The sequence below is a fragment of the uncultured Thiodictyon sp. genome, from assembly GCF_903946935.1.
GTDB lineage: Bacteria > Pseudomonadota > Gammaproteobacteria > Chromatiales > Chromatiaceae > Thiodictyon.
This window is the reverse complement of record NZ_CAJAXH010000255.1, coordinates 1-15506: the sequence shown is the minus strand read 5'-3', so window position 1 is coordinate 15506 and position 15506 is coordinate 1. Positions and strand designations below refer to the sequence as shown.

General features: G+C 62.8%; 10 protein-coding genes. 4 read left to right on the top strand and 6 right to left on the bottom strand.

The annotated features are described in order from the left end of the window. The first annotated feature begins 191 nt into the window (after nucleotides 1-191). The 3 genes from QZX93_RS22480 to QZX93_RS22470 all read left to right on the top strand — a co-directional run bounded on the left by QZX93_RS22480 (nucleotide 192) and on the right by QZX93_RS22470 (nucleotide 10136). Nucleotides 192-8930, top strand: a complete 8739-nt coding sequence (locus QZX93_RS22480) for a glycoside hydrolase family 94 protein (RefSeq protein WP_295385925.1) — start codon at nucleotides 192-194, stop codon at nucleotides 8928-8930. 30 nt (nucleotides 8931-8960) lie between these two features. Beyond that, nucleotides 8961-9245, top strand: a complete 285-nt coding sequence (locus QZX93_RS22475) for a hypothetical protein (RefSeq protein ID WP_295385923.1) — start codon at nucleotides 8961-8963, stop codon at nucleotides 9243-9245. A gap of 705 nt (nucleotides 9246-9950) precedes the next feature. Continuing rightward, nucleotides 9951-10136: a hypothetical protein gene (locus tag QZX93_RS22470; RefSeq protein WP_295385921.1), complete on the top strand. Its 186-nt coding sequence runs from the start codon at nucleotides 9951-9953 to the stop codon at nucleotides 10134-10136. 213 nt (nucleotides 10137-10349) lie between these two features. Here the strand turns inward: QZX93_RS22470 and QZX93_RS22465 are convergent, their stop codons facing one another. The 6 genes from QZX93_RS22465 to QZX93_RS22440 form a co-directional block, all read right to left on the bottom strand. Next, a complete protein-coding gene (locus tag QZX93_RS22465; RefSeq protein ID WP_295385919.1) occupies nucleotides 10350-11921 on the bottom strand; it encodes an oleate hydratase in 1572 nt (523 codons plus the stop codon). Nucleotides 11922-12087: 166 nt separating this feature from the next. After that, on the bottom strand, nucleotides 12088-12303 hold the full coding sequence (locus tag QZX93_RS22460; protein ID WP_295385917.1) for a DUF2892 domain-containing protein: 216 nt from the start codon (nucleotides 12301-12303) through the stop codon (nucleotides 12088-12090). 139 nt (nucleotides 12304-12442) lie between these two features. Next, entirely contained in the window at nucleotides 12443-12586 is a 144-nt protein-coding gene (locus QZX93_RS22455; protein WP_295385915.1) for an entericidin A/B family lipoprotein, read from the bottom strand. Nucleotides 12587-12619: 33 nt separating this feature from the next. Continuing rightward, nucleotides 12620-12796, bottom strand: a complete 177-nt coding sequence (locus QZX93_RS22450; RefSeq protein WP_295385912.1) for a CsbD family protein — start codon at nucleotides 12794-12796, stop codon at nucleotides 12620-12622. 149 nt (nucleotides 12797-12945) lie between these two features. After that, entirely contained in the window at nucleotides 12946-13614 is a 669-nt protein-coding gene (locus QZX93_RS22445) for an OmpA family protein (RefSeq protein WP_295385910.1), read from the bottom strand. 39 nt (nucleotides 13615-13653) lie between these two features. Further along, nucleotides 13654-13977 carry a hypothetical protein gene (locus QZX93_RS22440; RefSeq protein WP_295385908.1) on the bottom strand — a complete coding sequence of 108 codons (324 nt, stop codon included), beginning with the start codon at nucleotides 13975-13977 and terminating at the stop codon, nucleotides 13654-13656. A 500-nt stretch (nucleotides 13978-14477) separates the two neighbouring features. Here QZX93_RS22440 and QZX93_RS22435 point away from each other — a divergent pair, with 500 nt between their 5' ends. After that, complete coding sequence (locus tag QZX93_RS22435; RefSeq protein ID WP_295385906.1) at nucleotides 14478-14891, top strand: glycine zipper 2TM domain-containing protein; 414 nt, start codon at nucleotides 14478-14480, stop codon at nucleotides 14889-14891. Nucleotides 14892-15506: the final 615 nt, after the last annotated feature.

The window sequence follows — 15506 nt, the reverse complement described above, 5'->3', positions numbered from 1 at the left end:
CTGGAAAATTCCCTCACGGAGACACGAAGCCACGAAGATTTTTCTTTAGTCTTCGGGTCTTCTTGAGAGAACAAATCTTTGCTTACGCGCTGGGTGTTGTGCCCGGACCGATGATCGAGGCCTTGGCTCACCCCCATTGCCCTCAAGGGCTGCGGAGCGGATTGATCGCTTGGTGAGTGATTCTTGATTCTATGGCTATTCGTGAAACATTACTTCAGATAAGGATGCGGTTGCTTGGCAACGGCCTGACCAAGACCTATGTCGGGGACGAGCCACCATTGCGCGCCGAGCTGTTCAGCGCCGTACAAATGGAGCAGCATGGCCGGGCGCTCGCCGCCGTGCATGTATTGACCCCGCGCCGCGCGTCGGATCAATTGCTTGGGCGACTTAACGCCAATGAGCTGACGCTGGTCGATGTCTGCGCGCTGCTCATTGAGGCGGTGGCCAAGAACCGTCGGATCGCCCCTGCGGGTGAGTGGCTACTCGACAATTTCTATCTCATCGAGGAACAGATTCGCACCGCCAAGCGTCATCTGCCAAAGGGCTACAGTCGGGAACTGCCGCGCCTGCGCAGTGGCCCCTCCGCCGGCTTGCCGCGGGTCTATGACATCGCATTGGAGATCATCGCGCATGGCGACGGGCGCGTCGATCCGGAAAACCTTAGCCGCTTTGTCGCGGCCTATCAGGACGTAACGCCCTTGCGGCTGGGCGAGCTGTGGGCCATCCCCATCATGCTACGCATCGCCCTCATCGAGAATCTCCGGCGGGTGGCGGCCCGGATCGCCGGCAGTCGCACCGGTCATAATCTGGCCGACGCTTGGGCCGATCAGATGGTGGCGATGGCCGAGCGCGATCCGAAGAATGTGATCCTGGTGATTGCGGACATGGCGCGCGCACAACCCCCGCTGTCGAGCGCCTTTGTGGCCGAGTTCGCCCGCCGCTTGCAAGGTCGCAGCCCGGCCCTGGCCTTGCCGCTGACCTGGATCGAGCAGAACCTCGCCGACACCGGTCTCACGACCGAGGAACTGGTGCAGGCGGAGAACCATCAACAGGCCGCCGACCAGGTCTCCATCAGCAATAGCATTGGCAGCCTCCGCTTTCTGGGGACCATGGATTGGCGCGAGTTCGTGGAGACCATGAGTGTGGTGGAGCGCATCTTGCGCCTGGACCCCGGCGGCGTTTACGGCCGGATGGATTTCGCCACCCGGGATCGTTACCGTCACGTGGTGGAGCGTATCGCCAAGGGTTGCCAAGGTGCGGAGACGCAGGTGGCGCAGCACGCGATCGACTTGGCCGTAGCCGGTGCGGCCGGCGTGCAAGACGCCGAGCGCACCGGGCATGTGGGTTATTACCTGATCGATCGGGGACTGGTGCTGCTGGAGCGCCGGGTCAAAGCGCGCGTGGGGATCTTGGATGCCCTGCAACGGCGGGGGCGTCGGTCGCTGCTGTTTTTGTATCTGGGTGCCATCGGCCTGCTGTCGGCGCTCTTTGCCGCGAGCCTGCTGGCCCAGGTATCGATCGCCAGCGCGTGGTTGTTTATCCCCCTGGGTATAGCTGCGTTGTTGGGTACGAGTCAGTTGGCCGTGGCCCTGGTGAACTGGTTGGGGACCCTGCTCGCCTCGCCCCAACTGCTGCCGCGGATGGATCTCAGCACCGGCATTCCGGGGCAGTCGCGCACCCTGGTGGTGACCCCGACCATGCTCAGCAGCGCCGCGGGCATCGAGTCCTTGGTCGAGGCACTGGAAGTGCGGTTCCTGGCCAATCGGGACGACCAACTGCACTTCGGCCTGTTGACCGATCTGCGTGATGCCCAGACCGAGACCTTGCCGGGTGATGCGGCCCTGGTGCAGTTGGCCGGGGAGCGGATCGCCGCCTTGAATGCGCGATATCCGCGCGTGCGGGGCGATACCTTCTTCCTGTTTCACCGCCCGCGGGTATGGAACCCGCAGGAGCGGGTCTGGATGGGTTATGAACGCAAACGCGGCAAACTGGCCGACCTGAACGCCCTGCTGCGCGGCGCGGCACCGGCGGCGGATACGCCCGGGAATGGCTTCGCGTTGGTCGTCGGCGATCCGACGCCCCTTTTGGAGGTGCGCTATGTCATCACCCTGGACACCGATACCCAACTCCCGCGCGACACCGCGCGGGCGCTGGTCGGCGCCATGGCTCATCCACTCAACGGCCCGCGCCGTGACCTGGATCGCGGGTTGGTCGTCGATGGCTACGCCATTCTGCAACCGCGGGTTGCCGTCAGTCTGCCCGGCGCCAACCGCTCGCGCTATGCGCGGCTGTGCGGGAGCGATGCCGGCCTCGACCCCTATACGCACGCCGTCTCCGATCTCTATCAGGATTGGTTTCAGGAGGGCTCGTTCATCGGCAAGGGGATCTACGACGTCAGGGCCTTCGAAACGGCGCTCGCCGGGCGCTTCCCGGAAAACCGCATCCTGAGCCACGACCTGCTGGAAGGGTGCTACGCGCGCTCCGGTCTGCTCTCCGATGTGCAGTTGTATGAGGATTCACCCGCCTGCTACCGTGCGGACGTGAGTCGTCGCTACCGCTGGATCCGCGGGGATTGGCAGATCGCCGGGTGGCTGCTGCCGCGTGTCCCCGCCGCCGACGGCGGGTGGCGCCGCAACGCGCTCTCGGCACTCTCCCGTTGGAAACTGGCCGATAACCTGCGGCGCAGTCTGGTGCCCGTGGCCCTCACCCTGTTGTACCTGCTGGGCTGGGTGCTGCTGGCCGCGCCCGGCTATTGGACCTTGGCGGTGCTCGGCATCTCGTTGGTTCCATCGCTGCTGACCGCGCTACTGAACGGGCTCCGCAAACCGGGCGACGTGGGCTGGGGACTGCACCTGGGTGCGGCGGTACGCGCCGCGGGCCGTCAGTTGGCCCAGGCGGTATTTGCCATCGCCTGCCTGCCGTATGAAGCCTGGTTCAGTCTGGAGGCCGTGCTGCGCACCCTCTGGCGGATGTGGGTGAGTCACCGCGGTCTGCTCGAATGGACGGCCTCGGGCGACCTCGACCAGCGCTCGGCGGGGCTGATGGGTTTCGCTCGGCAGATGGGGTTCGCCCCTGCGGCAGCGCTGCTCACTGCGCTCGCCCTGGCCGGGCTCAACCCGCCCGCACTGTGGGTGGCGGCGCCGATCCTGCTCCTGTGGTTCGCCTCGCCGGCGATTGCCTGGTGGCTGAGTCGTCCCCTGACGCGGCGTGCGGCGCGACTGAGCGCCGACCAAACGCGTTTTCTGCGCACGCTCGCCCGCCAGACCTGGGATTTTTTCGAGACCTTTGTCGGACCCGCGGACCACTGGCTGCCGCCGGACAACTACCAGGAGCATCCCGTGGCCGTGGTCGCGCATCGCACCTCGCCGACCAACATGGGGCTGTCTTTACTCGCTAACCTGGCCGCCTACGACTTCGGTTACCTGCCACTCGGCGCCGTGATCGAGCGCACGACCGACGCACTACGCACGATGGCCGGTCTGGAGCGCTACCGCGGTCATTTCTTCAACTGGTATGACACCGAGTCGCTGCAGCCACTGCCACCGGTCTATATCTCATCGGTGGACAGCGGCAACCTCGCGGGCCACTTGCTGACTTTACAGCCGGGTCTGCTCGCCCTGGTCGATGACCCCATCGTGCGGGCGCGTACCCTTGCCGGGATCAGCGACAGCTTTCGCTGTCTGCTGGAGGCGACCAACGGCGTCGTGCCCGCGGCGTTCATGCGGTTTGCCGAGACGCTGCACGCCCAGTCCCTGGCGCTTCCCACCTCGTTGCCGGCCGCTCGGGACTGCCTGGAGCGGTTGGCGGCCGAGGCCGAGAGCGGGGTCACCGGACTGGCCGTCGGCCTCGGTGACGCGGCTCATCGCTGGGCGCGCGCCTTGGCACGGGATTGCCGCGCCGCCCTTGATGAGTTGCTGTTCCTCGTCCCTTGGCTCGGGGACCCGACGGCGCCTGATAGCCTGCCCCAGTTCAACGCGATCCCGACCTTGCGTCACTTGGCTGCCAGCGACGGGCAGTGGGTGGCGAGCGCCGGTCAAACGGCCGTTCCGGCGGCCTTGCAGCCGTTGCTTGCGACCGGTGCCGGCCGCGCCCGTGAGCGGATCAGGGCGCTGGAGCTCTTGGCGTTACAGGCCAGCGAACTGGCCAACATGGACTGTGACTTTCTGTATGACGAGGCACAGCACCTGCTCGCGCTCGGCTACCACGTCGCCGAGCGGCGGCGCGATACGAGCTGTTACGACCTGCTGGCCTCGGAGGCGCGCCTGGGTCAATTCGTGGCGATTGCCCAGGGCCAACTGCCCCAGGAATCCTGGTTTGCCCTGGGCCGCCTGCTGACCAGGGCCGCTGGCGAGCCCACGCTCCTGTCATGGAGCGGCTCGATGTTCGAGTACCTCATGCCGCTGCTGGTGATGCCGAACTATGACAACACCCTACTCGACCAAACCTATCGGGCGGCGGTGGCCGGGCAAATCGCCTATGGGCGGGCGCGCGGGGTGCCCTGGGGAGTCTCCGAATCCGGCTACAACACGGTCGACACGCAGTCCAACTATCAGTACCGCGCCTTCGGTGTGCCCGGACTGGGCCTCAAGCGCGGGCTGGCCGACGATCTGGTCATTGCGCCCTATGCCAGCGCGCTCGCCCTCATGGTCTCACCCGAGGCCGCGTGCGCCAATCTACAGCGGCTGGCCGCCGCCGGCTTCGCCGGGCGCTTTGGCCTTTACGAGGCCATCGACTATACGCCGGCCCGACTCCCGCGCGGGCAGGCGAGCGCCGTGGTACGTTCCTTCATGGCCCATCACCAGGGCATGAGCCTGCTCGCGCTCGACTATCTGCTGTTGGACCGCCCGATGCAGCGGCGCTTCGAGTCGGTGCCCCAGTTCCAGGCCACCGCGCTCTTGCTCCAGGAGCGCATCCCCAAGACCCAGGCATTCTATTCACATGCCAGCAACGCGGTCAGCGACTTCCGACCGACCGACAGCAACCAGGAGGCCGCGCTGCGGGTCATCGGCAGTGCCAACACCCGTGCGCCGCAGGTGCAGTTGCTCTCCAACGGGCGCTACCATGTGATGGTCACCAACGCGGGCGGTGGCTACAGCCGTTGGAAGGACCTGGCAGTCACGCGCTGGCGAGAGGACAGCACCTGTGACGGTTGGGGCTCCTTCTGTTATCTGCGCGACCAGACGAGCGGTGAGTTCTGGTCGACCACCTATCAGCCGACCCTCAAACCGCCGGAGCACTATGAGGCGATCTTCTCGGAGGGCCGTGCCGAGTTTCGCCGCCGCGACCACGAAATTGAGTCCTATACCGAGATCGTGGTCTCACCCGAGGACGACATCGAACTACGTCGCGTCCACATAACTAACCGCGCCCGCTACCGGCGGGTGATCGAGATCACCAGCTATACCGAGGTCGTGCTCGCTCCATCCGCGGCGGATGCCCTGCATCCGGCCTTCAGCAACCTGTTTGTACAGACGCAGAGCCTGAGCCCGCAACCCGCGCTTTTGTGTACCCGCCGACCACGCTCAGAGGCCGAGTCCTCGCCCTGGATGTTCCACCTGATGGTGGCACGCGGGGCCGTTTGCGGGGCCGTGACCTACGAAACCGACCGACTGCGGTTCATCGGCCGTGGCCGCACGGTCGCCGCGCCCGCGGCCATGAGCGCCGACGGCGTACTTACGGACAGTGCGGGTTCAGTGCTGGACCCGATCGTCGCCATCCGCTACACCCTCACCCTCGATCCCGATCAGACCGCCGCCCTCGATCTGGTCACCGGCGTCGCCGATACGCGTGAGTCCGCGCTGGGGCTGGTCGCAAAATACCAGGACCAACGGCTGGCCGATCGCTGCTTCGATCTGGCCTGGACCCACAGCCAGGTCGTGCTGCGCCAGCTCAATGCCAGCGCCGCCGATGCGCAGCTCTACGGCCAATTGGCCGGCGCCATTCTCTATAGCAATGCCGCGCTGCGTGCCGACGCGAGCGTCCTGATCCAAAACCGCCGCGGCCAATCCGGGCTTTGGAGCCATGCGGTTTCCGGCGATGTCCCGTTGGTGTTGGTGCAGATTGCCGACCCGGCCAATATCGACCTCGTCCGTCAACTGGTCCAGGCGCATGCCTATTGGCGCCTGAAGGGGGTGACCGTCGATCTGGTGATATGGAATGAGGATCATGCCGGCTATCGGCAACAACTCCAGGATCAGATCATGGGCCTGATTGCCGCCGGGGTGGAGGCCCACGTACTGGATCGTCCCGGCGGCATCTTCATTCGACCCGCCGATCAGATATCCGCCGAGGACCGCATGCTGTTTCAAACGGTGGCGCGGGCGATCTTCAACGACAGCCGCGGCACCCTGGCGGAGCAACTCGGCCGCCGCGACCCCCTCGAACGCCAGCCCCCGCGTCTGCGGCCGATCCCGGCGCGTCGTATTCCGTTCGGGTCGGCGGACGGCGCGCCCGAAGTGCCTCGCAAACTCCTATTCGACAACGGCCTCGGCGGCTTCGCCCCGGACGGTAGCGAATATTTCATTACGATCGGGCCGGGTGAGACGACCCCGGCCCCGTGGGTGAATGTGTTGGCAAATCCGGGTTTCGGGAGCGTCATCTCCGAGAGCGGTGCGGCCTATACTTGGGGCGAAAACGCACACGAATTCCGCCTTACCCCCTGGCATAACGACCCCGTGAGCGATAAGAGCGGCGAGGCCCTTTATCTGCGCGACGAGGAGAGTGGTCGCTATTGGTCACCCACCCCGCTGCCGTGTCGCGGTACCACCCCCTATGTCATTCGCCATGGTTTCGGCTATAGCGTCTTTGAGCATACCCAGGAGGGTATCCACTCGGAGCTTTGGGTCTATGTCGCACTCGAACGACCGATCAAGTTCTCGGTCCTGAAGGTGCGCAACCTGTCCGGTCGGCCGCGCCGGCTGTCCGCGACCGGCTATGTGGAGTGGGTGTTGGGCGACCTGCGCCCGAAGACCGCTCCCTATGTCATCACCGAGATCGATCCGAGCAGCGGTGCAGTGTTTGCGCGCAATGCGTATAACACCGAGTTCGGTCGCCGCGTGGCCTTTTTCGATGTGGACGACGCGACCAGTACCCTGAGCGGTGACCGCACTGAATTCATCGGGCGTAACGGGTCATTGAGTCTGCCGGCCGCGCTGCTGCGCAGCGGGCTGTCCGGACGGGTGGGGGCCGCCATGGACCCCTGTACCGCACTGCAGGTGGGATTTGAACTGGCCGTCGGGGAAGGGCGCGAACTGGTTTTCCGGCTCGGTCTAGCCGGGCAGCATAGCGCCAATGATCCGGGCAATACTGAGCATTGTTGTCGAGGGGCCGCGGGTGCCCGCGACGCGCTCGCTGCGGTGCGCCAGTATTGGGCCCACACCTTGGGGGCGGTCCAGGTCGAGACCCCTGACCAGTCGCTCGACCTTATGGCCAACGGCTGGCTCGTCTATCAGACTTTGGCTTGCCGATTGTGGGCACGCAGTGGTTTCTATCAGTCGGGGGGTGCCTTCGGCTTTCGCGATCAGTTGCAGGATGTGATGGCGCTCATCTATGCCGAGCCCCGGCTGGCGCGCGAACAATTACTGAGATGTGCCGGCCGTCAGTTTCATGAGGGCGACGTGCAGCATTGGTGGCACCCGCCGACCGGGCGCGGCGTGCGCACCCATTGCTCCGACGACTATCTGTGGCTGCCGCTGGCGATCAGCCGCTATGTGGAAGGCTGCGCAGACATTGCTGTGCTCGATGAGCCAGTGCATTTCTTGGAAGGCCGTCTGGTCAGCGGGGAGGACGACTCCTATTACGATCTTCCCGGCCAGTCCGAGGATGTCGTAACGCTCTACCAGCACGGCGTGCGGGCCATCATGCACGGTCTGCGGTTTGGTGCCCATGGTCTGCCTTTGATGGGCTCCGGCGACTGGAACGACGGCATGAACCTGGTGGGTCTGAAGGGTCAGGGCGAGAGTGTCTGGTTGGGCTTCTTCCTCTATGAGGTATTGATGCGCTTTAGCGGGGTGGCGAGCCTTAAGGGTGATCTTGCCTTGGTTGAGCGGTGTCGGCAGGAGGCCGAGCAGTTGCGCCGCAATCTCGATCAACACGGTTGGGATGGCGGTTGGTATCGGCGCGCCTATTTCGACAACGGCGTCCCTTTGGGGTCGGCGGTCAATCCCGAATGCCAGATCGATTCCATCGCCCAGAGTTGGTCTGTCCTTTCCGGGGCCGGGGACGATGCGCGTGTAGGCCTGGGGATGGCCGCATTGGACACGCGCCTGGTGCGTCGCGATCTGGGGTTGATTCAGCTCCTGACTCCGCCATTCGACCACTCGGCGCTGGACCCTGGTTATATCAAGGGCTATGTCCCCGGTGTGCGCGAGAATGGGGGGCAATACACCCATGCCGCGATCTGGGCGGCGATGGCCTTCGCGCGATTGGGCGATCAGGCCCGCACCTGGGAGCTGTTCTCAATGATCAACCCGATCAATCATGGACGTACCCCGGCGGAGATCGCCACTTACAAGGTCGAGCCCTATGTCGTAGCGGCCGACGTCTATGCAGTGGCGCCGCATAGCGGGCGCGGCGGCTGGACTTGGTATACGGGTTCGGCGGGCTGGCTGTATCGGCTGATCCTCGAGTCTATCTTAGGGCTGCGTCTGACTGGTGACACCCTGAGGTTCGCGCCTTGCCTGCCTGCCGACTGGGATGGGTTCAAGCTCCACTACCGTTATCGCGAGACCACCTATGACATCGCTGTGACGCAAGGTCATGAGGATCAGGATGAAACCGAGGTTACCCTGGATGGTGTCGTGCGCGACGACGGCATGATCCCGTTGAGCGACGATCGCCGGGAGCACGTAGTGGTGGTACGGCTGGCCGGCGGCCGCATCGCTGATGACGGGCGCCCGCCGAGCGCGGCGAAACGCGGCATGGCCGTGTAAGATTCTAACCGAGACGATTGGAGCCTCGCTATGGGCAGTATCAGCACAGACTGGATGACTCAGCAGGGGTGTCGCTCGTCGTATAGCCCGCTGGCCGCGGCCTTGGAATGCCGGGTTCGGCAGGTCGGAGACTTGATTCGTGAGCGCCGCAAGGTCGCGTGTCAGTTCAAGCGTATTCCGGATGAAAGGCACCGTTTGGCGCTCCAGCGCTGCGATGAGGAACTGGCCAAGTACCGGATCGATATCCCGGCGGTCCAGCGGCTCTCCGCCATAGCCAAGACCGGATTAGGGCGCCAGCTATCACAAGCGACCTGAACAATACTGAGGCTACCTGGCGCCTTATCTTTGGGTGGATCTCCCATGTCCCCGGACATACCATTAGCCAACGAACTGGCGGCCCCTGGTGGGCCGCCGCGCTATGTGTCACAACGTACCGACGGTGCCGTTCCACCTCATTACTCTATTAATCAGGCTGGGCATTCGGCGTAATCGCCCGGTTCGCCCTGCGCCGGCCTGTCGTCACGAGCTTGCCGGGCCGCGCCTGTTCGTGCGTCATTGGGCGTCACGCGCAGGAAACGAAGGCGAAATACGGCGAGGGGCAAGCCGTTGGGGCAGATGCGCCCCTTATCAGTCGCGTGGTGTCCCGGTCATACCGGCGCCACCGAGATTATACCTTTTCAAATCTGGAGAATGACCCATGAATCAATCGATACTGATTGCCGCCCTGATCTTCGGCTTCGGTTTGGTCGGGTGCGATAAGCCACCCACGGTGGTGACTGTTCCTTCGGCGGTGCCTGGGCCCGCGGGTCCGCAGGGTGCTGCCGGCGACCAAGGTGCAACAGGCGCATCTGGAGCTCAGGGCCACAAGGGCGCGACCGGCGAATCCGGTGAAAGCGTCCCAGCCGAACCCGCACCGCCGGCCAAGTAAAGCCCTTTGCTGGCAAGCCTGGAGGAGAAGACCAATAGTCTGGAATCCATTCTGTTGGTCCTTCTGGTCCGCTGCCATTTTTGGAGAAGAACATGTCGACCGATACCTTTGAGGCAAGAAAGGACGCAGAGATTGCTGAGAATCACGCCCGGGAAGCTGAGGCTCAAGCCCGGGAAGCTGAGGCTAACGCCCTGGAAGCGGAGGCTCGGCTCAGGGAAGACGTCGCCAAACGTGCAGACCAGGTCGATGAAGTCGTGGTCGTGGTGGCGAACAACTGAGATGCCGTTGGGAAACCCAGCGTACCGTTGATACCCATTCATCGCCGACCAGCCGCCCCCCGGCCCTCGCCGAGGAGACGGACACGGCGCTGGGAGAATGCGTAACACCGCCGAGCGGTGTTGCGAGAGGCTCGGGTTGATACGATAATGCGGGCGCTATTGGATGTCTCTTCTAATGGATTGCGCAGGCCTGCTGAATGGGGATGCCATGGATCACTTGAATGCCTTCAGCAAGGCCCTGAAGCGTGTCGCTAGCGACGCCGCATGGGGCGACACCGGCGGGACCTCGCGATCGATGCCAAGTAGTTCATAGACCGCCATCTGGGCGGCTCGCACCGAGTATTCGACGGTGAAAACGCAATCGTCTGGAATTTCGACGAATTGGCTGATGAACGCGAGATTTTTCGATCCCTGAGGGACGGGCAGCGGGCGATCGCCACTCTGGCGGGGCATGAACATGCTGGTGAGATAAGGCATTCTGCAAGGGATGCAATTGGCCGTTGCGAGGATCTCCGGGTCGAACCGGAGGTGCCCGCAAAGCTCGCTGAGGATTTCCGCCCCATTGCACTCGGCCATGGCCTTCGGAACAAAATTGCCGACCCGATCCGGGAACAGCGCATAGCCCCAGAACACCTGCACGTCGGCCGGCTGATTCAAGAAATGCGGTTGATGGGCCAAGACAATCGACATCAGCCAGTTGGAGTCCTTGAATGTCACCAGCCCACCGGTGCCAGGCTCATTGCCGCTGAAGTCGAACATTTTGTCGAAGAAGCCCGGGTCCTTCAAGGTGACGGTGAATGATTCCCACCAGGATTGAGCGATACAATCGTTGAAGGCTGCCGGGTTGCCGAAGTTTGGCCGGCCTTCGGCCAAGGTCTCCCAAAGCCGCCACCCGTAGCTCTCAGCCTTGGTTAGCTTGGCGGGGGCGCTGGTCATAGAGCCCAGGCTGGAGGCGTCGGTCATGGAGGCGTTTTGGATGAAGACGAGGTCACCGCCGTTGACGCAAATGGATTCCGGTGCGCCATCCCGCAGGCACGTGAGGCCGGTTATGATGAGGTCGCCGTTGTCGGTGCGATGAGTGACGTCGGTCACGATGCAACTCGGGACCAAATGCACGCCCTGGGCGTTGAGCCAGGCCTGTAGGGGCAGCACGAGTGAGTCATGTTGGTTATAAATGGTGCGCTTGACCCCGGCGAGTGTCTCGATCCGTGAGAACTCGAGGATAAAGCGCAGCAGGTAGCGCTTGAACTCAATGGCGCTATGCCAGGGCTGGAAGGCAAAGGTGGTGGACCACAGATACCAGAATGCGGTCTTGAAAAAGTCGGGTGAGAGCCAGTCGGTGATACAACTGGAATCTAGGGTCGCCTCCTCCGCCCGGCTGAGCTTCAGCAACTCAAGGCGGTCCTGCATCGAGAATCCCATGGACGTCACTGGCACCTTGGCCCGCTGCCGGTCGATGAGTCGCGCCAACGCGTTCGAGCGGTGCTTTTCATTGAAGGCGATCATCTCCTCAAAGACTGATTGACCATCATGTTGCAGTGAGGGAATCGACTTATAGAGGTCCCAGGTACATTCGTAATTGTCGGTAGTCACCATGCGGCCGCCGCGCATTGAATACCCCGATTGCGGATCTCCTGAGCCGTCCAGGCTGCCGCCCAGGATGGGCGTTGCTTCCAGAATGAAAATGTTGGCCCCAGGCAGATGACCGTCGCGGATCATGAAGGCGGCGGCGGCCAGCGAGCCGATACCCCCACCGACGAGATAGACTTTTGGTGTTGTACTCATGTCATGCGAACCTTGGCGCCGATGAGAGGGCTATGGGTGGAACCCCGCTGGCTGACAGTTGAGCGGCGCGCGCGGGGTCTGAATCAAGCCAGTCATCGATGATCGGTAACGCCGCCTAAGGGCAACGACCGGGCCTGATGGCCCGATCCTTTAACGCCCCTGCGGGCTATTTGACCTCAGCCGGGTCCTTGTCCGTGCTGAAATCCATGGCCGCATAGGCCGGGCAGAAGCGCAAGTAGGCGGTACCGAGCAGGATCGCCGCGATCAGCCCGGCCACCCAGCTATTTCCGCGCAAGGCGCCGATGAGCAGCAGGACCGCAACACCCGCACGAACCATGCGATCAGTATTGCCGATGTTGCTCTTGGTGATGTCGAATTTCATAACAGATGCTCCAATGGAAAATGAGTGACCTTGGCGTCAGTTCCGGCGCGCCCCTACAGGGGGAGATATCGCGATTGCAGCGGCCTTACTGGTCATGACGTGTGGCAAGGATTGTGCGTCGCCGATTCATCGCGCGAGCTCACAGCTTGCGCTGGACGTGTGTTGCCGCATGGCTGACCGCTTGACCGCTACTTTGAATATCCCTGCCAGCGCCGGCCATGGTGTTGCAGCCGGCTAGGCCGCCAATGGCGATGAACAGTATCAGGGCGAGGATGTTGTTCATGCGGTGCGCTGTAGCTCTCCGCGCGCGGTCGGGTCAGCGGTCTTTTTCAATATCCGATTTGAGGTCGCCGAGGCCAGCTACGACCTTGCCGGCGTTCTTTTGAACATTGCCTTCGATTTCCATGCGCTTATTGCCGACGACGTGACCGGCGACTTCCTTGACTTTGCCCTTGGCTTCTTCGACCCGACCTTTGACTTGTTCTTTGTTCATGGGGTTATCCTGGTGTGAGATTGAAACCTGGCTAATGTAGCCATAGTCGCCGCGGGGAGCGGATTATCCCATGGCTTCCAGCGATATTACATAGCAATCCGGGCGGGCTCGGTGCGGCACCGCACCTAGCCTTCGATTCTGCTGCGGGGCTACTGGCTAAATTGCGTGAGCTGGTCCGGGCCCAGTTCGGTCACCACCACGCGTCGCCGCAGGGGATTGTTCTCCAATGGCCCCAAGTCGATGAGCGTGCCGTTGGGAGAGACATCGTTGCCGCCTTCCCAGGCCATGCCCTTCACCTCGCGGATATCGGCAGCGGGATACCCACGGGAGATTATGTAGTCCGTGATGGCCTCGGCACGGTTTTCGCTCAATGTTTGGTTGAGCTGCAGGCTGCCCAGCTTATCGGTGTGTCCAACGATGCTGACCACCTCTTCACGCGGGGTCGCCTTGAACTCAGCCATCAGGTCATCGAGCTTGCGCAGTTCTTCGGGATTTCGTATGTCTTGGAGTTTGTACCTGTTCAGTTCAAACAGCAGTCGCATGACCAACGGGGCATGGGGTACGAAGGCGGGTTGGCCACAGGGTGCGAGCTTTTCACCGTCCGCCCCCTGCCAGCATTCGCCATAGGGGTTGACCCAGGCCGTAGTGGTCGGCGCCGACTTCCAATAGCGGCCGATCATATCCTCGGCGTTCACCACGACCGGGCTTGCGAGCATGGCACCCAGCGCGATTGAGATTGCCAAGGCGAGAACGGGATGGTGTTGGTTTGCCAATAACATTTGTGTTTCCGCTGGCGAGGAATCGATGGGTTCGGGCACTGCGATGGGTGGGGCCCGCCAGCCGATGGCTGATCGGGATCAGCGCCGCAACTGATCGGTTTTGTCTGTTGCCTGCACCGCCTCGAATGCTTCAGAGGCGTCTTGTTCGGCCTTGCTGCGGGCCTGCAAGTTGGCTGCGGTTGGGTTGGCATGCGCCTTGGCCTCGGCGGCCGTGGCTTCGTCGACCTTCATGTGCATGTACTGTTCGGCGGGGGTGGGCGGCGGCGCAACCGTCTCACCGGTGGCCTTGGCCTCGCGCCCTTCGATCACGCCCTGATCTATCACGTTCTGTGCATAGAGCACACCGGGCAGAGCGATGATCATGGCCGCAGTTGACGCAATAATTGAGCTTTTCAAGGGCATTTTTCATTCTCCGGGGTTTGGATCGGTGGGATGGTCGCCTACCGATCGGGATTCAATTGGCAACGGGGTTCGCTGGTTCGGCGCTCGGCCTTCGCCGGGTTCCTGGAATTTATAGACGCTTCGCTGCACTGTGGCGAATAATAGGAGAAATGACCTGCCCGGTCGGTGCGCCAGCGAACATAGGGCGTGACGTGCGGCCCATTGCGGTGGGCGTTGCGATACCAGTGAATTCTGTGGCGCTTGTTCGGATCTTGTCCGAGAAGGCGAACGCGGACGCGGTAGATGACGGCCTGGATTCTGTGTGTGGCAGCGTACCGACTGTAGCTCAATGTCTCGGTAACCTATGCTTTCGGTTTCTCTAATCAGGCTCGGTACCGCCGCTCCCCAGGGATAGGCGTCGCCTTGGGGTACCCATCCAGCGGTCTTTTACGCCGGAGGCAAGTGTTAACCTTCTTAGCACCCCTGTCATCTTCAACACCAGGGCATTTTCAATGAGCGCAATGAATACAGAACATGGCTTCAGTTACGGCGTTGCGGCCCTTGTCGCATTCATCGGTTTGGGCGGCTGTGCCGGTATGTCACCGCAAGATCGGAGCACCTTGGCCGGGGCCGGCCTCGGTGGTGCAGCGGGCGCCGCCATGACGAATGGGAGTGCCGTCGGCACGCTGGGCGGCGCTGCGGCTGGCGGTCTGATCGGGCGAATGATCGCTCCGGACGGCGGCAACTATAACGACAGTAACGGCTATAGCAACGGTAACAATTATAGCAATGGCAGCAGTGGCTACAGCAATAGCCATCGGCAGAACAGTCGCGCGAATTACCAAAACGCCGATCGTCGGAACAATACCGGCAATCATGGTTACGGCAATAACAGTCGCTACAACAATGTTGGTACTGACGGGTTTGGCGGCTGATTAGGGATGATTTGGCATTACGCCGCGTCCGGGAACCCGCCAATGCGCGGTGTGGCTCGTCGGTAGCGTCGTGACGGCGGTGCTGGGTGCGGCGCTGCTGATCTGGGGCGCCGACCTGGTCACGCGCAAGCCCAATGGATCTAACTGAGGCGTTGCGGCCCGAGCGAATAGGTTAGCGTTCAACGAGTGCGCATCGATACTGTAACTCTCGCTCCAGCCCGGGGGCATACAGATAATTCCGGCCGGTGAGCGCGTCGGCGGCGGGGTCGCGCGGGATCGTGGGTGCCCGATACTTGGCCTCGTGCAACAAGCGCCAGCGCCGGTCACTTTGTCAGTAGGTATAAAGACTGATGTATTGGATCCGTTGCGCATCCCCGATCACCACGGCCTTGAAGCGGAAACGTCGGTTGATCGGGATCGCCGGGACGGCGTAGGGATCGGCTGTCGATGGCTACCTAAACCCGCCTATAGTTGGTGAATGACGCGGGTAATCGCCAACGAGGGTGGTGAAGAGCGGTCGGGACGCTGGGGGACATAGGGGGGCTGGGAGCAAGGGGGAAGGGGGGGTGTATGGCCCCGCGGCGGCGTGGCTGCGGCTTTGCGCCGGGTCCGTCC